Annotated in this window: 14 protein-coding genes; 7 read left to right on the forward strand and 7 right to left on the reverse strand. The window is 70.4% G+C overall.

Annotation, left to right across the window (positions count from 1 at the left end):
• Nucleotides 1-101 precede the first annotated feature (101 nt).
• The gene (mgtA, locus tag ACIPXC_RS01935; RefSeq protein WP_401612372.1) at nt 102-2822 is read right to left on the reverse strand and encodes a magnesium-translocating P-type ATPase; all 2721 of its coding nucleotides are present in this window, start codon (nt 2820-2822) and stop codon (nt 102-104) included.
• A 585-nt stretch (nt 2823-3407) separates the two neighbouring features.
• On the opposite strand from mgtA, the gene ACIPXC_RS01940 reads away from it, so the two are divergent.
• From ACIPXC_RS01940 to ACIPXC_RS01965, 6 genes are all read left to right on the forward strand, one after another.
• The gene (locus ACIPXC_RS01940; RefSeq protein ID WP_401612375.1) at nt 3408-4622 is read left to right on the forward strand and encodes an ROK family protein; all 1215 of its coding nucleotides are present in this window, start codon (nt 3408-3410) and stop codon (nt 4620-4622) included.
• 117 nt (nt 4623-4739) lie between these two features.
• Nucleotides 4740-5852: a sugar ABC transporter substrate-binding protein gene (locus ACIPXC_RS01945; protein WP_401612378.1), complete on the forward strand. Its 1113-nt coding sequence runs from the start codon at nt 4740-4742 to the stop codon at nt 5850-5852.
• A 160-nt stretch (nt 5853-6012) separates the two neighbouring features.
• Nucleotides 6013-6801, forward strand: a complete 789-nt coding sequence (locus ACIPXC_RS01950) for an ATP-binding cassette domain-containing protein (RefSeq protein ID WP_401612381.1) — start codon at nt 6013-6015, stop codon at nt 6799-6801.
• Between the two features lie 59 nt (nt 6802-6860).
• Nucleotides 6861-8117: a sugar ABC transporter permease gene (locus ACIPXC_RS01955; RefSeq protein WP_401612584.1), complete on the forward strand. Its 1257-nt coding sequence runs from the start codon at nt 6861-6863 to the stop codon at nt 8115-8117.
• A gap of 262 nt (nt 8118-8379) precedes the next feature.
• Nucleotides 8380-10296, forward strand: coding sequence for a 1-deoxy-D-xylulose-5-phosphate synthase (dxs, locus tag ACIPXC_RS01960; RefSeq protein ID WP_401612384.1), 1917 nt, complete (start codon nt 8380-8382; stop codon nt 10294-10296).
• A 130-nt stretch (nt 10297-10426) separates the two neighbouring features.
• A complete protein-coding gene (locus ACIPXC_RS01965) occupies nt 10427-11914 on the forward strand; it encodes an amino acid permease (RefSeq protein ID WP_401612587.1) in 1488 nt (495 codons plus the stop codon).
• An 81-nt stretch (nt 11915-11995) separates the two neighbouring features.
• On the opposite strand, the gene ACIPXC_RS01970 is transcribed toward ACIPXC_RS01965, so the two are convergent.
• The 6 genes from ACIPXC_RS01970 to ACIPXC_RS01995 form a co-directional block, all read right to left on the reverse strand.
• The gene (locus tag ACIPXC_RS01970; RefSeq protein ID WP_401612387.1) at nt 11996-13051 is read right to left on the reverse strand and encodes an LCP family protein; all 1056 of its coding nucleotides are present in this window, start codon (nt 13049-13051) and stop codon (nt 11996-11998) included.
• Nucleotides 13052-13142: 91 nt separating this feature from the next.
• Entirely contained in the window at nt 13143-15272 is a 2130-nt protein-coding gene (locus ACIPXC_RS01975) for a 3-hydroxyacyl-CoA dehydrogenase NAD-binding domain-containing protein (protein WP_401612390.1), read from the reverse strand.
• 73 nt (nt 15273-15345) lie between these two features.
• A complete protein-coding gene (locus tag ACIPXC_RS01980; protein WP_030847655.1) occupies nt 15346-16572 on the reverse strand; it encodes an acetyl-CoA C-acyltransferase in 1227 nt (408 codons plus the stop codon).
• A 206-nt stretch (nt 16573-16778) separates the two neighbouring features.
• A complete protein-coding gene (locus tag ACIPXC_RS01985) occupies nt 16779-18062 on the reverse strand; it encodes an HRDC domain-containing protein (RefSeq protein ID WP_401612393.1) in 1284 nt (427 codons plus the stop codon).
• Nucleotides 18063-18256: 194 nt separating this feature from the next.
• Nucleotides 18257-18919 (reverse strand): response regulator transcription factor, encoded by a 663-nt coding sequence (locus ACIPXC_RS01990; RefSeq protein ID WP_007267191.1) that lies wholly within the window; start codon nt 18917-18919, stop codon nt 18257-18259.
• Nucleotides 18920-19183: 264 nt separating this feature from the next.
• The gene (locus ACIPXC_RS01995) at nt 19184-19840 is read right to left on the reverse strand and encodes a DUF3000 domain-containing protein (protein WP_401612396.1); all 657 of its coding nucleotides are present in this window, start codon (nt 19838-19840) and stop codon (nt 19184-19186) included.
• A gap of 91 nt (nt 19841-19931) precedes the next feature.
• Here ACIPXC_RS01995 and hemE point away from each other — a divergent pair, with 91 nt between their 5' ends.
• The gene (gene hemE / locus ACIPXC_RS02000) at nt 19932-20996 is read left to right on the forward strand and encodes a uroporphyrinogen decarboxylase (RefSeq protein ID WP_401612399.1); all 1065 of its coding nucleotides are present in this window, start codon (nt 19932-19934) and stop codon (nt 20994-20996) included.
• Nucleotides 20997-21015: the final 19 nt, after the last annotated feature.

Consider the following 21015-nt stretch of genomic DNA (forward strand, 5'->3'; position numbering starts at 1 on the left):
GGCGCCGCGTCGGGCGGGGTCCGATGACCGCCCCGGGCCGAGCGCGGCGGCCGGGTGCGCGGCCGTCCGCCGTTCGGTGGGCGGCATCGGACTCCCTCCTCCTACAGCCAGGTGCCGAAGCGGCGGATGTACCAGGTCTTCACGAGCTGGGTGAGCGTGCAGTACGCGAGCAGCACGCCGATCAGCCACGGGAAGTAGCCCGCCGGCAGGGGGACGAAGCCCAGCGAGGAGGCCAGCGGCGAGAAGGGCAGCCAGAGCCCGGTCAGCACCGCGAGGACGGTCATCACCATCACCGGCCAGGAGGCGCGGGACTGGACGAAGGGGATCTTCCGGGTGCGGATCATGTGGACGATCAGCGTCTGCGAGAGCAGGCCCTCGACGAACCAGCCGGACTGGAAGAGGGACTGGTCCGCCACGCTGTCGGCCGCGAACACGTGCCACATGATCAGGAACATCGCGATGTCGAAGATCGAGCTGATCGGGCCGATGGTGACCATGAAGCGGCCGATGCCCTTGGCGTCCCAGTTGCGGGGCCGGCGCAGGTACTCCTCGTCCATCCGGTCCCACGGGGTCGCCAGCTGGGCGATGTCGTAGACCAGGTTCTGGACCAGCAGCATGATCGCGAGCATCGGCTGGAAGGGGATGAAGGCGCTCGCGACCAGCACCGAGAAGACGTTGCCGAAGTTCGACGACGCCGTCATCTTGATGTACTTGATCGTGTTGCCGAAGGTGGTCCGGCCCTGGAGGACGCCCTGCTCCAGGACGGTGAGGTCCTTCTCCAGCAGGATGATGTCCGCGGACTCCTTGGCGATGTCGACGGCCGTGTCCACGGAGATGCCGACGTCGGCGTCGCGCAGCGCGGCCGCGTCGTTGATGCCGTCGCCGAGGAACCCGACGGTGTGCCCGTCGGCCTGCAGGGCCCGGACGATCCTGGCCTTCTGGACCGGGTTGACCTTGGCGAAGACCGTCGTACGGGCGGCCAGCGCGCGCAGCTCGGCGTCGTCGAGGGCGTCGGTCGCGGAGCCGGGGACCACGGTGCCCACGTCGATGCCGACGTCCGCGCAGACCCGGGCGGCGACGAGTTCGTTGTCGCCGGTGACGACCTTCACCGCGATGCCCTTGTCGGCGAGGCCCTCCAGGGCGCGGGCGGCGTCGGCCTTCGGCGGGTCGAGGAAGGCGAGGAAGCCGACCAGGGTCAGCCGGTCCTCGTCGGCGACGGAGTAGGTGTCGCGCGGGGTGTCGAGCGTGCGGGTGGCGACGGCGAGGACCCGCAGGCCCCGCCGGTTGTTGTCCTCGGCGATCCGGGTGACGTGCCACCGGAGCTGCTCGGTCAGCTCCACCCTCTCGCCGCGGTCGGTCATGTGCGTGCAGAGGGCCAGGACCTCTTCGACCGCACCCTTGGTGATCATGACGTGTTCGACCGGTCCGCGGTCGCCCGCGAGCGGGTTGCGGGCCAGGACCACGGACATCCGGCGCCGGGCGAAGTCGAAGGGGATCTCGTCGACCAGGGAGAACCGTGTGTCGACGACAACCTCCTCGGCCTCGCCCACGCGGTCGATGACCGCCCGGTCCATGAGGTTGCGCAGGCCGGTCTGGAAGTGGGCGTTCAGGTAGCCGTACTCCAGGACCTCGCCGTCCTCGTTGCCGTGCACGTCCAGGTAGCGGTCCAGGACGATCCGGTCCTCGGTGAGGGTGCCGGTCTTGTCCGTGCAGAGCACGTCCATCGCGCCCAGGTTCTGGATCGCGTTGAGCCGCTTGACGACCACCTTGCGCTTGGCCAGGGCGACCGCGCCGCGGGCGAGGTTGGCCGAGACCACCATCGGGAGCATCTCGGGGGTCAGGCCCACGGCCACGGCGATGCCGAAGAGGAAGGCCTCGTCCCAGTCGCCCTTGGTCAGGCCGTTGATCATGAAGACGACGGGGACCATGACCAGCATGAAGCGGATCAGCAGGAAGCTGACCTTGCGCACACCGGTGTCGAAGTTGGTCTGCGGGCGTTCGCCGACCAGGGAGCCGGCCATCGAACCGAACCAGGTGTCGGAGCCGGTGGCGACGACGACCCCGGTGGCGGTGCCGGAGGTGACCGAGGTGCCCATCAGGGCCAGGTTGTCGGCCTCGACCGGGTCGGTGGTGACCTGCTGGCCCAGGTCCTGCACGCGGGTGTCGGCCTTGGCCACCGGCAGGGACTCGCCGGAGAGCGCGGCCTGGCTGATCATCAGGTCCTTCGCGGTGAGCAGCCGCAGGTCCGCCGGGATCAGGTCGCCGGCGGCCAGCTTGACCACGTCGCCGGGGACCACCTGGTCCATGGGCACTTCGAGGGTGGTGGGTACGCCGCCGCTCCCGGCCCGGCGCTGGACCGCGCAGGTCGTGGTGACGAGCCGCGCCAGCGCGTCGGCGGCGCGGCCCGAGCGGAATTCCTGCCAGAAGCGCAGCAGCCCGCTGATCCCCACCATCACGGAGAGGATGACCACACCGGGGTCGGCGGGGTCCTGCCAGTACATGACGGCGGCCAGGAGGACCAGGACGGCGATGAAGGGGTTCCCGAAGGCCTTCGCGAGCTGGACGTACCAGCGCGGGGCGCGCTCCTGGGCGACGGTGTTCGGGCCGTGGCGCTCCAGCCGGAGCGCGGCCTCGGCGCGGGTGAGGCCGCCCAGGGACGCGTCCACCGACTGCAGCGCCCGGGCGCCCGGGGCGGCGCTGATCCCGGCGAGGCGCTCGCCGACGATCCGGGTCCGGGACTCCAGCTCGGCGGCCTTGCGTTCGCGGCGGGAGCGGCCCGGCGGTGCGAGCTTGGCCGGGGTACGGGGGGTGAGCATGGTCATGGCACATACCTCCCTCCACGGTTCCGGGCGGCACGGAGCCGAACGGTCACGCGGAGTGATCAGGGGTCGGCGTGCGGCGGCCGCGCGGGCCGTCGCGTACGTCGACGGACAGGGATGACGCACGCCGGACGGAGTCGCCCGGTCATGCGGAAGGGAAGGGACGCGAGAGGAACGCAGCCGTGCACGCGGCAGGCGGCGGACCGCTGCCGTGCGCGCTCATGGAGAGGTCGGCCGGTCGGCCGGTCGGCGGATCAGCCGGAGAGAGCGCTGCGAAGACTTCGATCGGGACTCATCCCGAACACCTCCTCGCGTCGCGCTGACATGGCAGGCGCCCGGTCCGGCCGGAAGGGCCGCAGAGGACCGGCGCCTCAGCGACCGTAACACGATCCACGGGGCCGCTCCCTCCCCCTTTCGGCCGGTAGGCCCGATTCGTGTCGTGTCAGCCTCTTGACGTGCGGATGCGCAAAGGCTCGACTTAAGGTTCACAAGTTGGAGAGACGCCGGGGTCTCGGAGCGCGAAGTCGCGAGGTGTCCCGGCCGGGGGGCGACGGGTGGCCGTCGCTTATGGGCAGGAGTGGATGAGTCGTGCAGACTCCCGGATCGCAGTCGTCACTGCACCGCGCGAATCTCGAACGGGTCGTACGGGCGGTGCGGCTCGCGGGGTCGCTGACCCAGGCGGAGATCGCCCGTACCACCGGACTGTCGGCGGCCACGGTCTCCAACATCGTCCGGGAGCTGAAGGACGGCGGGACCGTCGAGGTCACCGACACCTCGGCCGGCGGCAGGCGGGCACGGAGCGTGTCGCTCAGTGGTGACGCGGGCATCGTCATCGGTGTCGACTTCGGCCACACCCACCTGCGGGTGGCCGTCGGAAACCTCGCCCACCAGGTCCTCGCCGAGGAGACCGAACCGCTGGACGTCGACGCCTCCTGGGCGGACGGCTTCGACCGGGCGGAAGCCCTGGTCGGACGGCTGATCGAGGGAATAGGGGTCGGCCTGGACAAGGTCATCGGCGTCGGTCTCGGCGTCCCCGGACCGATCGACGTGGAGTCCGGGACCCTGGGCTCGACCGCGATCCTTCCGGGCTGGGCGGGGATCAATCCGCGCCAGGAGCTCTCCCAGCGCCTCGGCGTGCCCGTCTACGTGGACAACGACGCGAACCTCGGCGCCCTCGGTGAACTCGTTTGGGGGAGCGGCCGGGGAGTGAAGGACCTGGCCTACATCAAGGTGGCCAGCGGTGTCGGCGCCGGCCTGGTGATCAACGGCCAGATCTACCGCGGCCAGGGCGGCACGGCGGGCGAGATCGGGCACATCACGCTGGACGAGTCGGGCCCGGTCTGCCGCTGCGGGAACCGCGGCTGCCTGGAGACCTTCGCCGCCGCCCGGTACGTCCTGCCGCTGCTCCAGGGCACGCACGGACCGGAGTTGACGATGGAGCGGGTGGTCGAACTGGCCCGCGACGGCGACCCCGGCTGCCGCCGGGTGATCACCGATGTCGGCCGTCACATCGGCAGCGGAGTGGCCAGTCTGTGCAACCTGCTGAACCCGAGCCGGGTGGTGCTGGGCGGCTCGCTGGCGGAGGCCGGTGAACTGGTCCTGGCCCCCATCCGTGAATCAGTGGGGAGGTATGCGATCCCCAGTGCGGCCCGGCAGTTGTCGGTACTGACGGGGTCCCTGGGCGGACGGGCCGAGGTGCTGGGAGCGCTGGCGCTCGTGCTGAGCGAGATGGGCGATTCGACGCTTTTGTCAGACCATGGAAGTGGAGTGCGCGCTCCAGCTGTCTTGCCTTCAGGTAGATAACGAATGGCACCGTTGTCATCTCGTTAAGAATTCACTCCTTGACGGCAAAACGCGGCCGGGGTTGACTCACATCCACCTCGGCCGCGGCGTAGCGGCCTCGTCAGGGAGGTTCAAGTAATGAACACGCGTATGCGCAGAGCCGCCGTAGCCGTTGCCGCCGGCGCCATGGCCGTTTCCCTTGCCGCCTGTGGCAGTGCCAAGGAGGCCGGCGAGAAGACGAAGGAGTCCTCCGGCGCGGCCAAGGGCGACGCGATCAAGGTCGGTCTGCTCCTGCCGGAGAACCAGACCGCGCGTTACGAGAAGTTCGACAAGCCGCTCATCGAGAAGAAGGTCGCCGAGCTCACCGGCGGCAAGGGCGAGGTCGTCTACGCCAACGCCAAGCAGGACGCGACCACGCAGAACTCCCAGGTCGACACGATGATCACCAACAAGGTGGACGTCCTGATCATCGACGCGGTGGACTCCAAGGCCATCGCCGGCTCGGTCAAGAAGGCCAAGGACGCCGGTATCCCGGTCGTGGCCTACGACCGCCTGGCCGAGGGCCCGATCGACGCCTACACCTCCTTCGACAACGAAGAGGTCGGCAAGGTCCAGGGCAAGGCGCTGCTGGAGGCGCTGGGCGACAAGGCCAAGGACGGCCAGATCGTCATGATGAACGGTTCGGTCACCGACCCGAACGCCAAGCTCTTCAAGTCCGGCGCGCACTCCGAGCTCGACGGCAAGGTGAACGTCGGCAAGGAGTACGACACCGTCGAGTGGAAGCCGGAGAACGCCAACACCAACATGGCGGCCGCGCTCTCCGCGCTCGGCAAGGACAAGGTCATCGGCGTCTACTCCGCCAACGACGGCATGGCCGGCGGCATCATCACCGCCCTCAAGGCCGCCGGCGTCTCCCCGCTGCCGCCGGTCACCGGCCAGGACGCCGAACTCGCCGGTGTGCAGCGCATCGTCGCGGGCGAGCAGTTCATGAGCGTCTACAAGCCCTACGCCCCCGAGGCCGAGGCCGCCGCCAAGATGGCCGTCGCCCTCGCCAAGGGCGGGAAGGCCGAAGGCAGCACCTCCACGGTCGACAGCCCCACCACCAAGGGCGTCGCGGCCGTCCTGATCCCGGTCGTCTCGCTGACCAAGGCCAACATCAAGGACACCGTCGTCAAGGACGGCGTCTACACGGTCGACGAGATCTGCACCGAGAAGTACGCGGCCGCCTGCGCCGCCATCGGCCTGAAGTAGCGGCCCCCGCCGCCTCCCCGCGAGGCGGCCCCACGTACCTGACCGGCGCCCCGCCCCTCCTCTCCCCGCCACCCGGCGGGGCGCCGGGCAGAAACGTTCCCCCAATCGCCCCGCTCCTGCTCTTCTGCACGACATCCCCGCCGGTCAGGCGGCGAAGGAGATGGTTCATGTGTCCGCTGCGCCCGTGCTGGCGTTGCGAGGGGTCTCGAAGCGGTTCGGCGCCGTTCAGGCCCTGACCGACGTAGAACTCGAGATCCACTCCGGTGAAGTGGTCGCCCTGGTCGGCGACAACGGTGCCGGCAAGTCCACGCTGGTCAAGACGATCGCCGGCGTGCACCCCATCGATGACGGTGTCATCGAGTGGGAGGGGCGCCCGGTTTCCATCGGCAGGCCCCACGACGCCCAGAACCTGGGCATCGCGACGGTCTACCAGGACCTGGCGCTGTGCGACAACATCGACGTCGTCGGCAACCTGTTCCTCGGCCGGGAGCTCAAGAAGTTCGGCGTCCTCGACGAGGTGGAGATGGAGCGGCGCGCCCGCGAGCTCCTGACCACGCTGTCCATCCGGATCCCCAGTGTCCGGATCCCCATCGCCTCGCTGTCGGGCGGTCAGCGCCAGACCGTGGCGATCGCCCGTTCCATGCTGGGCGAGCCCCAGCTCGTCATCCTCGACGAGCCCACCGCCGCCCTCGGCGTCGAGCAGACCGCTCAGGTGCTCGACCTGGTGGAGCGGCTGCGCGAGCGCGGTCACGCCGTGATCCTCATCAGCCACAACATGGCCGATGTGAAGGCCGTCGCCGACAAGGTGGCGGTCCTGCGGCTGGGCCGCAACAACGGTGTCTTCAACGTCGCCGACACCTCGCAGGAAGAGATCATCTCCGCCATCACCGGTGCCACGGACAACGCCGTGACCCGCCGGGCGGCCCGCACCTCGGAGGCCGGCAAGTGAGCACCCAGAACCCTGCCACCGGCCCCCTGGACAAGGGCGCCGTCGGTGAGCACGAGCACATCGACCCGGTCAACCCGGCGGCCGCGCACGACGCGATCCCGGCCGTGGACCCCCGCCTGCTCGTCAGGGAGGAGGGCCTCGCCGGCTACTGGGGCGAGTTCAAGCACAAGATGAAGGCCGGCGACCTGGGTTCCCTCCCGGTCGTCATCGGCCTGATCGTCATCTGGTCCATCTTCCAGGGGCTGAACTCCAACTTCCTCACCCCGGAGAACCTCACCAACATCGCGATCACGATGACCGGCACCGGGATGATCGCCATCGGCATCATCTTCGTGCTGCTCCTCGGCGAGATCGACCTCTCGGTCGGCTCGGTGAGCGGTGTGTCGGGTGCGATCGTCGCCGTCCTCGCCGTCACCCACGGCGTGAACGAATGGCTGGCCATCCTCGCGGCCATCGTCGGCGGTGCCCTGATCGGCTCCATCCACGGCTTCTTCTTCGCCAGGGTAGGGGCCCCCGCCTTCGCCGTGACCCTGTCGGGCCTGCTGTTCTGGCTGGGCGCGATGCTGCAGATCCTCGGCAGCAACGGCACCATCAACATCGACTCCGACGGCGTGGTCGGCCAGCTGACCACGTACTTCTTCTCGGACGTGGCCGTCGCCTACGGGCTGGCCGCGCTCGCGGTGGCCGGCTACTTCCTCGCGGCCTTCTTCGACGCCCGGCGCCGCGAGGCCGCCGGGATGCCCTCCCGGCCGCTCACCGAGATCCTGCTGCGCACGGGCCTGCTCGCCCTGTGCACCTTCGGTCCGGCCGTGCTGTTCAACCAGTACAAGGGCCTGCCGCTCGCGGTGGTGCTCTTCCTGCTGGCCCTGGTCGTCACGGACTTCCTGCTGCGCCGCACGACCTTCGGGCGAAACGTTTTCGCACTGGGTGGCAGCGTCGAGGCCTCCCGCCGTGCGGGCATCAGCGTCACCCGGATCCGGATCACGGTCTTCGCGATCTCCAGCACCTTCGCCGCCATCGGCGGCCTGTTCTGGGCCTCCAAGATCGCGGCGGCCAACCAGAGCGCCGGCGCCGGCGACCTGCTGATGAACGTGATCGCGGCGGCCGTCATCGGCGGCACCAGCCTCTTCGGCGGCCGCGGCCGGACCTGGAACGCCCTCCTCGGCGTCATGGTCATCGTCTCGATCCAGTACGGTCTGGCGCTGGAGGGCATCGCGACGCCGGTCCAGTACATGATCACCGGTGCGGTCCTGCTGGCCACCGTGGTGATCGACTCGGTCACCCGCAAGACCCAGAAGACGGCCGGACGCGCCTGACCGCGCGCCCGAGGGCCCGCCGGAGCCGGCTCCGGCGGTAACACCGGTCACATGCCCGGCGTCACTTCTCGTGGCGCCGGGCATCGGTGCGTGCATGTGCGGGGTACTCGTGTGCGGGTATACGCCCGTATGTGAGGTGTGGCCGCAGGATCGGGCGTACATGTATGACAAAGGTGTGACTGCTCCGGGACGGCCCGATGACCGCGCGCGGAGACGGAACATTAGACTCGACAGACCAGCAAGCAACTGCAAGGAGGCACGGGTGCTGCTGCCCCGCATCAAGGGACCGCGCGATCTGGACCGGCTCAGCCAGGAGGAGCTCGACCAGCTCGCGGCCGAGATCAGGTCCTTCCTCGTCGCCGCCGTCTCCAAGACCGGCGGGCACCTCGGCCCCAACCTCGGCGTGGTCGAACTGACGATCGCCCTGCACCGGGTCTTCGAATCGCCCAAGGACAAGGTCCTCTTCGACACCGGCCACCAGGCCTACGTCCACAAGCTGCTCACGGGCCGCCAGGACTTCGGCAACCTGCGCTCCAAGGGCGGCCTGTCCGGCTACCCCTCGCGGGCCGAGTCCGACCACGACGTCATCGAGAACTCGCACGCCTCCACCGTGCTGGGCTGGGCCGACGGTCTGGCCAAGGCCAACGAGGTACTGGGCCGCGAGGACCACCACGTCGCCGCCGTCATCGGCGACGGCGCACTGACCGGCGGTATGGCCTGGGAGGCGCTGAACAACATCGCCGCGGCCAAGGACCGCCCGCTCGTCATCGTCGTCAACGACAACGAGCGCTCCTACGGCCCCACCATCGGCGGCCTCGCCAACCACCTGGCCACCCTGCGCACCACCGACGGCTACGAGCGCTTCCTCGCCCGCGGCAAGGAGCTCCTCGAACGCACCCCGGTCGTCGGCAAGCCGCTCTTCGAGACCCTGCACGGCGCCAAGAAGGGCCTCAAGGACTTCATCGCCCCGCAGGGCATGTTCGAGGACCTGGGCCTGAAGTACATCGGGCCCATCGACGGCCACGACATCGAGGCCCTGGAGTCCGCCCTGCAGCGCGCCAAGCGCTTCAGCGGCCCGGTCATCGTGCACTGCCTCACGCAGAAGGGCCGCGGCTACACCCCCGCCCTGGAGCACGAGGCGGACCGCTTCCACGCGGTCGGCGTCATCCACCCCGACACCGGACTGCCGGTCAAGACCGCCGCGGCCAGCTGGACCTCCGTCTTCGCCGACGAGATGGTCAAGATCGGCCACGAGCGCGAGGACATCGTCGGCATCACCGCCGCCATGCTCCACCCGGTCGGCCTGAACAAGTTCGCCGAGGCCTTCCCGGACCGCATCTACGACGTCGGCATCGCCGAGCAGCACGGCGCCACCTCCGCGGCGGGCCTGGCCACCGGCGGCGTCCACCCGGTCTTCGCGGTGTACGCGACCTTCCTCAACCGCGCCTTCGACCAGGTCCTGATGGACGTGGCCCTGCACAAGTGCGGCGTCACCTTCGTCCTGGACCGCGCCGGTGTCACCGGCGACGACGGCGCCTCCCACAACGGCATGTGGGACATGTCCATCCTCCAGGTCGTCCCGGGCCTGCGCCTCGCCGCCCCGCGCGACGCCGAGCAGCTGCGCGCCCAGCTGCGCGAGGCCGTCGAGGTCAAGGACGCCCCGACCGTGGTCCGCTTCTCCAAGGGTGTCGTCGGCCCGGCCGTACCGGCCGTCGGCCGGATCGGCGGCATGGACGTCCTGCGCACCCCGGGCGCCGAGGTCACCAGTCCGGACGTGCTGCTCGTCTCGGTCGGCGCGCTCGCCCCGATGTGCCTGGAGATCGCCGACCTGCTGGACAAGCAGGGCATCTCCACGACCGTCGTCGACCCCCGCTGGGTCAAGCCCGTCGACGAGGCACTGGCCCCGCTCGCGGACCGGCACCGCGTGGTCGTCACCGTCGAGGACAACGGCCGCGCCGGCGGCGTGGGCTCCGCCGTCTCGCAGGCCCTGCGGGACGCGGGCGTCGACGTACCGCTGCGCGACTTCGGCATCCCGCAGCGCTTCCTCGACCACGCCCTCCGCAAGGAGATCATGGCCGAGATCGGCCTGACCGCCCCGGACGTCGCCCGGCAGGTGACGGGCCTGGTCGCCAAGCTGGACGGGCGTTACGACAGCGAGCCGGCGGCCACCGTCGACTAGCCCGGACGGCGGGCACTAGATCGCCGCGCGGTTGCACGTCACGGGCCGGGAGATCACTCTTGAGGAGTGGGCCTCCCGGCCCGTTCGCGTGCGTCGACACCTGTTCGGAGGTGCGTCGGTGAGTAGGGATATGCACAGCCCCTTCCGCACCAAGACGGTGGAGCAGTCCATCCGCGACACGGAGGAGCCGGAACACGCGCTCCGCAAGTCGCTCTCCGCCTGGGACCTGACGGTGTTCGGTGTGGGTGTCATCATCGGCACCGGCATCTTCGTCCTCACGGGCATCGCGGCCCGGAACAACGCCGGACCCGCCACCGCCCTCGCCTTCGTGGCCGCTGGCATCGTCTGCGCCCTCGCGGCGCTCTGCTACGCCGAGTTCGCGTCCACCGTGCCGGTGGCCGGATCGGCGTACACCTTCAGTTACGCCTCCATCGGCGAGCTGCCCGCCTGGATCATCGGCTGGGACCTGGTGCTGGAGTTCGCGCTCGGCACGGCGGTGGTCGCGGTCGGCTGGTCCGGCTACGTGCGCCACCTCATGGACACCAACCTCGGCTGGACCCTGCCGACCTCCCTGTCCGGCCCCGATGCCGGCGGCCACTTCGACCTGCTGGCCTTCCTGTTGGTCCTGGTGCTGACGTGGATCCTGGTCGTCGGGACGAAGCTCTCCGCACGCATCACCGCGGTCGTCGTCGCCATCAAGGTGACCGTCGTGCTGCTGGTCATCGTCGCGGGCCTGTTCTTCATCAAGGCCGACAACTACTCGCCGTTCATCCCGCCGGCCCAGCCACAGGCCGAGGGCGTCAGCGGCTGGCACTCGCCGCTGGTCCAGGTGCTCTTCGGTTACGAGCCGACCAACTTCGGTGTGATGGGCATCTTCACGGCGGCCTCGCTCATCTTCTTCGCCTTCATCGGCTTCGACGTCGTGGCGACGGCGGCCGAGGAGACCAAGAACCCCCAGCGGGACATGCCGCGCGGCATCCTGGGCTCGCTGCTCATCTGCACCGTGCTCTACGTCGCGGTGACCCTCGTGGTCACGGGTATGCAGAAGTACTCGGAGATGTCGGCGACCGCGCCGCTCGCCGAGGCCTTCAAATCGGTGAACCAGCCGTTCTTCTCGGGCGCCATCAGTCTCGGCGCGTCCGTCGGCCTGATCACCGTCTGCATGATCCTGCTGCTCGGCCAGACCCGTGTGTTCTTCGCCATGAGCCGCGACGGACTGCTGCCCCGGGTCTTCTCCGTGACCCACCCGAAGTACCGCACCCCCTACCGGGCCACGATCCTGCTCGGCGGGATCATCGCGATCGTCGCGGGCTTCACCAGCCTGGAGAGCCTCGCGGAACTGGTCAACATCGGCACCCTGTTCGCCTTCGTGGTGGTCGCGCTCGGCGTCATCGTCCTCCGCAGGACCCGCCCCGACCTGCACCGGGCCTTCCGCACCCCGTGGGTGCCGTTCCTCCCGATCCTGTCGATCGCGGCCTCGCTCTGGCTGATGCTCAACCTGCCGGCCGAGACCTGGCTGCGCTTCGGCGTCTGGATGGCCATCGGCGTCATCGTCTACTTCGTCTACGGACGCCGGCACAGCCGCCTGGGCAAGGTCGGCGCGGACGCCACGTACTGAAACCGTCCCGGCCGCGCGAACGCCGGAGCCGGCCGTACGGGGTCACCCGTAGGGCCGGCTCCGTGTGTGCGCCAGGGCCCGTCAGCCCTTGGCGGGGGACTCCTTCGCGGAGGCGGGGACCTTCTCGTCCTTGCGCAGGGCGTCCCACAGCTGGGTGGCCTGCGGCTCGGCCACGACCACGCGGTTCGGGTCCACCTTGTCGTAGGCGACCGGCAGCATGATGGTCTCCATCGTCTCCGGGTTCACGCCCTTCATGCTCTGCGCGAAGTCGGACAGCGCGGTGAGCGAGGCCAGATCGGAGTCGGTGGTCAGCGACTTGGTGCCGGCGTCGGCGAGCTTGTACAGCCGGGCCGGGTTGCCGAGGACGTCCTGCTTCTTGATCTCCGCCAGCATGGCCAGTATGAACTGCTGCTGCAGGCCGATGCGTCCGAGGTCGCTGCCGTCGCCGTAGCCGTACCGGGTACGGACGAACCTGAGCGAGTCGGTGCCGTTCAGCCGGTGCGTGCCCGCGTCGAGCTTCAGACCGCCCTTGGCGCCGCTCATCGGCTTGTCCAGGGTGACGGTGACCCCGCCCAGCGCGTCCACCAGGCCCTTGAAGCCCGCGAAGTCCACCTCGACGAAGTGGTCCACGCGGACACCGGACATCTGCTCGACCGTGTTGACCACGCAGGCCGGACCGGCCAGCGAGTAGACGGAGTTGAACATCACCCGCTTCGCGGACGGCACCGCCTTGCCGTCGCGGTCCTTGCACTCGGGCCGGGTGATCAGGGTGTCGCGCGGGATGCTCACCGCGGTGGCCCTGCCCCGGCCCTCGGGTATGTGCACCAGCATCGCGGTGTCCGAGCGGGCGCCGCTGACCGACCCGTGGTCGAGGTCGCCGTTGGCCCCGGCCCGCGAGTCGGAGCCGAGCACCAGGATGTTCTGCGCGTTCGCGACCACCTTGGCGGGCCGGTCGTCACCGATCGCCTGGTCCAGGTCGACGCTGTCGATGTTGCCGTTGAGGTGGCTGTACGCCCACCAGCCCGCTCCGGCCGCGCCCAGGATCAGCACGGCGACCAGCAGCAGGGTGATCCGCAGGATGCGGCGTCGGCGGCGCCCGGGCCGCGTGTGCGTTTCCGTCGCGTGCGTTTCCGTCATGGGGGTGAATCTTAGACAGGTATTCGAACGGCCGAAGCCCGCCCCCCGTGGGAGGCGGGCCGGGCCGTCGAACAGCCGTCTGCGATCCGGACTAGGCCGGGACGCTCGCGATGCCGGGGGCGAGGAACTTCCTGCCGTTCACACGCTCCGAGACACCCTCACGGTCCAGGTACGGCGTGATGCCGCCCAGGTGGAAGGGCCAGCCGGCGCCGGTGATGAGGCAGAGGTCGATGTCCTGGGCCTCGGCCACGACACCCTCCTCCAGCATCAGGCCGATCTCCTGCGCCACCGCGTCCAGGACGCGCATCCGGACCTGCTCCTCCGTCAGGACGACATCGCCCTGCACCAGGAGGGCGGCGACCTCGGGGTCCAGCTCCGGCTTGCCGGAGTCGTAGACGTAGAAGCCGCGCTTGCCGGCCTCGACGACCCGCTTGAGGTTCGGGGAGACGGTGAAGCGCTCCGGGAAGGAGCGGTTCAGGGTCTCGGAGACGTGCAGGCCGATCGCCGGGCCCACGAGCTCCAGCAGCACCAGCGGGGACATCGGCAGGCCGAGCGGCTCGATGGCCTTCTCCGCCGTGGCGACCGGGGTGCCCTCGTCGATGACGTTCTGGATCTCGCCCATGAAGCGGGTCAGGATGCGGTTCACGACGAACGCCGGGGCGTCCTTGGTGAGGACCGCGGTCTTCTTCAGCTTCTTGGCGACACCGAAGGCCGTGGCCAGCGAGGCGTCGTCGGTCTGCTCACCGCGGACGATCTCCAGCAGCGGGAGGATCGCGACCGGGTTGAAGAAGTGGAAGCCGACCACGCGCTCCGGGTGCTGGAGCTTGGAGGCCATCTCCGACACCGACAGGGAGGAGGTGTTGGTGGCGAGGATCGCGTGCGCCGGGGCGACCGCCTCGACCTCCGCGAACACCTTCTGCTTGACGGACATCTCCTCGAACACGGCCTCGATGATGAAGTCCGCGTCCGCGAAGCCCTCGGCCTTGTCCAGGACACCGCTCACCAGGGCGGTCAGGCGGTTGGCCTTGTCCTGGTTGATGCGGCCCTTGCCGAGCAGCTTCTGGATCTCGGCGTGGACGTAGCCCACGCCCTTGTCCACGCGCTCCTGGTCGATGTCGGTGAGGACCACCGGCACCTCCAGGCGGCGCAGGAAGAGCAGCGCCAGCTGCGAGGCCATCAGGCCCGCGCCGACGACGCCGACCTTGGTGACCGGACGGGCCAGGGACTTGTCCGGAGCACCGGCCGGGCGCTTGGCGCGCTTCTGCACCAGGTTGAAGGCGTAGATGCCGGAGCGCAGTTCGCCGCCCATGATGAGGTCGGCCAGGGCCGTGTCCTCGGCGTCGAAGCCGGCCTGCAGGTCGCCGTCCTTGGCCGCGGCGATGATGTCCAGCGCGCGGTAGGCGGCCGGAGCGGCGCCGTGCACCTTGGAGTCCGCGATGAAGCGGCCCTTGGCGACGGCCGCGTCCCAGGCCTCGCCGCGGTCGATCTCCGCACGGACGACCTCGGTGGTGCCGTTCAGGACGTTCGCGGTCCACAGGAGCGACTGCTCCAGGAAGTCCGCGCCCTCGAAGATCGCGTCGGCGATGCCGAGCTCGAAGACCTGCTTGCCCTTCAGCTGCCGGTTCTGGTTCAGCGAGTTCTCGATGATGACCGAGACCGCGCGCTCGGCGCCGATCAGGTTCGGCAGGATGGCGCAGCCGCCCCAGCCGGGGACCAGACCGAGGAAGACCTCGGGCAGCGAGAAGGCCGGGATGGCCTTGGAGACGGTGCGGTAGCTGCAGTGCAGGCCGACCTCGACGCCGCCGCCCATCGCCGCGCCGTTGTAGTACGCGAAGGTCGGCACAGCCAGCGCCGAGAGGCGCTTGAAGACGTCGTGGCCGCCCTTGCCGATGGCGAGCGCCTCGTCGTGCTTCTTCAGCAGCTCGACGCCCTTGAGGTCGGCGCCGACCGCGAAGATGAACGGCTTGCCGGTGATGCCCGCACCGACGATGGTGCCGGCGGTGGCCTCCTGCTCGACCTGGTCGATCGCCGCGTTCAGGTTGGCGAGGGACTGCGGGCCGAAGGTGGTCGGCTTGGTGTGGTCGAAGCCGTTGTCCAGCGTGATGAGCGCGAAGCGCCCGGCGCCGAACGGCAGGTCCAGGTGGCGGACGTGCGCGGACGTGACGACCTCGTCCGGGAACAGCTCGGCCGCGCCCTTCAGGAGCTCAGCGGTGGTGCTCATGCCACTCCCTCGCTGCGCTCGGTCGAGCACTCGCACGTGCTGCTGTTTTTCATTGTTCCCTCGCTACGCTCGCTCACTTGGAGTCTCCCTCGGCGTTGAAGTTCGGGTTCTCCCAGATGACCGTGGCGCCCATGCCGAAGCCGACGCACATGGTGGTCAGGCCGTAGCGGACGTGCGGCTGCTCCTCGAACTGGCGGGCCAGCTGCGTCATCAGGCGCACGCCGGAGGAGGCCAGCGGGTGACCGAAGGCGATGGCACCGCCGTACTGGTTCACGCGGGCGTCGTCGTCGGCGATGCCGTAGTGCTCCAGGAACGCGAGCACCTGGACCGCGAAGGCCTCGTTGATCTCGAAGAGACCGATGTCGTCGATCGTCAGGCCGGCCTGGGCCAGGGCCTTCTCGGTGGCCGGGATGGGGCCGTAGCCCATGACCTCCGGCTCGACACCCGCGAAGGAGTACGAGACGAGGCGCATCTTGACCGGGAGGTTGTTCTCGCGGGCGAAGTCCTCGGACGCGATGATCGCGGCGGTGGCACCGTCGTTGAGACCGGCGGCGTTGCCCGCGGTGACCCGGCCGTGCGTACGGAACGGGGTCTTCAGGTTCGCCAGGTTCTCCAGCGTGGTGCCCGGGCGCATCGGCTCGTCGGTGGTGACCAGGCCCCAGCCCGTCTCGCCCGCGGCCTCGTTGGTGTTGCGCACCGAGATCGGGACCAGGTCCTGCTGGATCTTGCCGTCGGCGTACGCCTTGGCGGCCTTCTCCTGCGAGCGCACGGCGTACTCGTCGGCGCGGAGCTTGGTGATCGTCGGGTACCGGTCGTGCAGGTTCTCGGCGGTCATGCCCATGAACAGGGCGGACTCGTCGACCAGCTTCTCGGAGACGAAGCGCGGGTTCGGGTCCACGCCCTCGCCCATGGGGTGACGGCCCATGTGCTCGACACCGCCGGCGAGAGCGACGTCGTACGCACCGAAGGCCACACCGCCCGCGACGGCGGTCACGGCGGTCAGCGCGCCGGCGCACATGCGGTCGATGGAGTAGCCCGGGACGGACTGCGGGAGGCCCGCGAGGATGCCGGCCGTGCGGCCCAGCGTCAGACCCTGGTCGCCGATCTGCGTGGTCGCGGCGATGGCGACCTCGTCGATCTTCTTGGGGTCCAGGTCCGGGTTGCGGCGCAGCAGCTCCCGGATCGCCTTCACGACGAGATCGTCGGCGCGGGTCTCGTTGTAGATGCCCTTCGGGCCCGCCTTGCCGAACGGGGTGCGGACGCCGTCGACGAAGACGACGTCCCTGACGGTACGAGGCACGTTGGCTCTCCTCCAGGTGCGGGATGGCACTGCTGCGCGGGGGCGCACTCGGCATACGTTGCTGAGCGCCCGCTCACCCGACCATGCTACTTGCGGGTAACCAATGTGCACACCCCCTCCCCGAGGAGCGGCGAAGGTCACACTCGGTCCCCGTGACCGCAAGAGCCCCCGGCCGGGGGCCGGGGGCTCTGCTGTGCGGGACGGGATCAGGCGCTGGCGGACAGGGCCGTGACCAGGACCGGGGTCACCTGTTCGATCTGCCAGGGCCGGGCGCCGTGCAGTGCCAGGGTCCCGGCGACCGCGTCCGCGTCCAGCCGCTGCGGCGGCTCCCAGCACACGCGGCGGACGGTGTCCGGGGTGATCAGGTTCTCCTGGGGCAGGTTCAGCTGCTCCGCCAGCGCCGAGACGGCGGTGCGGGCGGCGGCCAGCCGGGCCGCGGCGGCCGGGTCCTTGTCGGCCCAGGAGCGCGGCGGGGGCGGGCCGGACGGGGTCGCCCCCGGCTGCGGCAGCTCGCTCTCGGGCAGCGCCTTCGCGCGGTCCACGGCGGCCATCCACTGGTCGAGCTGGCGACGGCCCATCCGCTGCCCGTAGCCGGGCAGGGCCGAGAGGGTGTGCACGTTCGCGGGGAGGGCGAGAGCGGCCTCGACGATCGCGGCGTCGCCCAGCACCTTGCCCGGCGACACGTCACGCCGCCGCGCGATCCGGTCCCGGGACTCCCACAGCTCCCGTACGACGGCCATCTGCCGGCGGCGGCGCACCTTGTGCATGCCGGACGTACGGCGCCACGGGTCCTTGCGCGGCGGGGCCGGCGGGGCGGAGGCGATCGCGTCGAACTCCTGCCGGGCCCACTCCAGCTTGCCCTGCCGGTCCAGCTCCTTCTCCAGCGCGTCCCGCAGGTCCACCAGCAGCTCCACGTCCAGAGCGGCGTAGCGCAGCCACGGCTCGGGCAGCGGTCGGGTGGACCAGTCGACGGCGGAGTGGCCCTTCTCCAGGGCGTAGCCGAGAACGCTCTCGACCATCGCGCCGAGTCCGACCCGGGGGAAGCCGGCGAGCCGGCCCGCGAGCTCGGTGTCGAACAGCGAGGTGGGGACCATGCCTATTTCGCGCAGGCACGGCAGGTCCTGGGTGGCGGCGTGCAGGATCCACTCGGTGCCGGAGAGGGCCTCGCCCAGTGCGGACAGGTCGGGGCAGCCCACCGGGTCGATCAGTGCGGACCCGGCTCCCTCGCGGCGCAGCTGTACGAGGTAGGCGCGCTGGCCGTAGCGGTATCCGGAGGCGCGTTCGGCGTCGACTGCCACGGGGCCGGTGCCCGCGGCGAAGGCCGCGACCACCTCGGCGAGGGCGTCCGCGTCGGCGACCACCGGAGGGATCCCCTCGCGGGGCTCCAGCAGGGGGATCGGCAGCCCACCGGGCGGAACAACGACGTCGTCCGGGGGGCCGCCCCCGGTGGTGGTGCGCAGGTCTGCTGCGGTCTCTTGGGCGTCGGTCACCGGTCAAGGGTATCCGTGTATACGACGCGCCCGTCGCCGGAACGTTCCGGCGACGGGCGCGATCAGTAGGTGGGGTGTTTCCCCGGGGTGCCCCGGACGTTTGTCCGGGCGCTTGTCCGGGCGTCCGCCCGGGGGTGCGTCCGGTGGTTGCGTCCGGGGGTTCCGGACGACTATCCGGGCGCTCCGGCCCGCGCTCAGTGGATGATCCCGGTGCGCAGGGCCACGGCGACCATTCCCGCGCGGTCACCGGTGCCCAGCTTGCGGGCGATGCGGGCCAGGTGGGACTTGACGGTCAGGGCGGACAGGCCCATCGAGACGCCGATGGCCTTGTTGGACTGGCCCTCCGCGACGAGGCGCAGGACCTCGACCTCGCGGCCGGAGAGCTCCCGGTAGCCGCCCGGGTGGCTCGGGGCACCCGGGGGGCGGCGGTGCATACGGGCGGCGGCGGCGCCGATGGGGGCGGCGCCGGGCCGGGTGGGGAGCCCGATGTTGGTGCGCGTACCGGTGACGACGTAGCCCTTCACCCCGCCCGCGAGGGCGTTGCGGACGGCGCCGATGTCGTCGGCGGCGGACAGGGCCAGGCCGTTCGGCCAGCCTGCGGCACGGGTCTCGGAGAGCAGGGTCAGACCGGAACCGTCGGGCAGGTGTACGTCGGCCACGCAGATGTCGCGCGGGCTGCCGACGCGGGGGCGGGCCTCCGCGATGGACGACGCCTCGATCACGTCACGGACTCCGAGGGCCCACAGATGGCGGGTCACGGTGGAACGCACGCGCGGGTCGGCCACGACGACCATGGCCGTCGGCTTGTTCGGGCGGTAGGCGACCAGGCTTGCGGGCTGCTCGAGAAGAACGGACACCTAGGCCTCCTGGGGGAGTGGCGGGACGGCCGGCTGGGGGAAGGAAGCCGGTGCGAACCGTGCGGATGGTCACTGACTCCTTCGGCACGTCACCCGCCCGGCTTTAGGGAATGATCACGATTTGGTGAGTAACAATTCGGGCAATTCGGACGCCTGATCGATCATCGGGTGATCAGAAGCCCTCAACGGAGGCCGCGTTGTGACACTCCGCCCCCGCCTGCCACGGGGAGGTGCCCCTTTCGGGGCGGCCTTGCCGCCCCGTGGCTACGGGTGGTGCGGACCGCGGCGCTGTGGCAGGGAGACCACGCCCGTCGCCGTGTCCGTCGGGCCCACCGGCGGCAGGCCCGCGATCTGGCAGATCAGTTCGCACCACGCCGACAGGTGCGCCGGGGTGTCCGGGACCCCGCCCACGCCCTCGCGCGGCGTCCACGAGGCCCTGATCTCGATCTGCGTCGCGGGCCGGCGCTCCGCGAGCCCGCCGAAGTAGTGCGAGCTCGCCATGGTCACCGTCCCGCTCGCCTCCCCGTAGGCCAGCCCGCGCGCCTCCAGGGCCCCCGTCAGCCAGGACCAGCACACCTCCGGCAGCAGCGGGTCCGCGGCCATCTCGGGCTCCAGCTCCGCCCGCACGAGCGTCACCAGGCGGAAGGTCCCGTGCCAGGCGTCGTGCCCGGCCGGATCGTGGAGCAGGATGAGCCGGCCGTCGGCCAGGTCGTCCTCCCCGTCCACCACCGCGGCCTCCAGCGCGTAGGCGTACGGGGCCAGCCGCTGGGGCGGCTTCGTCGGATCGATCTCGACCCCCGGGCGCAGCCGGGCCTTCTTCAAGCCTTCGACCGCCCGGCGGAACGGGAGTGGGACGGAGCCCTCCTTCGCACTGTCCGTACCGTCGGCGCCATCTGAAAATCGTCCCTGAGCCGCAGCCATGCGGGGAAGACTAGGCGGTATGTGCGGCCGTGCGGCGCAGGGACACCCGTGCCGGGCCGGGCACTTCTTCATACGTGCGAAGATTTGGGTCGTGAGCGCCAACGACAGCCCCAAGGGCCAGCCGAGCCAGACGTACGATTCCGCCTTCCTGAAGGCGTGCCGACGGGAGCCGGTACCGCACACGCCGGTGTGGTTCATGCGGCAGGCCGGGCGCTCCCTCCCCGAGTACCGCAAGGTCCGCGAGGGCACCGCCATGCTGGAGTCCTGCATGCGGCCCGACCTGGTCACCGAGATCACCATGCAGCCGGTGCGGCGCCACAACGTCGACGCGGCGATCTTCTTCTCCGACATCGTGGTCCCGCTCAAGGCCATCGGCGTCGACCTGGACATCAAGCCGGGTGTGGGCCCGGTCGTCGCCCAGCCGATCCGCCGCCGCGAGGACCTCGCACAGTTGCGCGACCTCACCCCCGAGGACGTCTCGTACGTCACCGAGGCGATCGGCATGCTCACGGGTGAACTGGGCTCCACGCCGTTGATCGGCTTCGCGGGCGCGCCTTTCACCCTTGCGAGCTACCTCGTCGAGGGCGGCCCGTCGAAGAACCACGAGCACACCAAGGCCCTCATGTACGGGGACCCGCAGCTCTGGGCCGACCTGCTCGACCGCCTCGCGGAGATCACCTCCGCCTTCCTGAAGGTCCAGATCGAGGCCGGTGCCTCCGCCGTCCAGCTCTTCGACTCCTGGGTCGGCGCGCTCGCCCCGGCGGACTACCGCCGCTCCGTCATGCCCGCCTCGGCGAAGGTCCTGCAGTCCGTCGCCTCCTACGGGGTCCCCCGCATCCACTTCGGCGTGGGCACGGGCGAGCTCCTCGGCCTGATGGGCGAGGCCGGCGCCGACGTCGTGGGCGTCGACTACCGCGTCGCGCTCGACGAGGCGGCCCGCCGCGTCGGCCCCGGCAAGGCCCTCCAGGGCAACCTGGACCCGGCCGTGCTCTTCTCCACCACGGAAGCGGTCGAGGCCAAGGCGGACGAGGTCCTCGCGGCGGCCGCCGGCCTGGAGGGCCACGTCTTCAACCTCGGCCACGGCGTCCTCCCGACGACCGACCCCGAGGCACTGACCCGCCTGGTGGACTACGTCCACACCAAGACGGCCCGCTGAGGCCCGGGGCACCGGAACG

The sequence above is a fragment of the Streptomyces sp. NPDC090021 genome (genome assembly GCF_044748225.1).
In the GTDB taxonomy this organism is placed as follows: Bacteria; Actinomycetota; Actinomycetes; order Streptomycetales; family Streptomycetaceae; genus Streptomyces.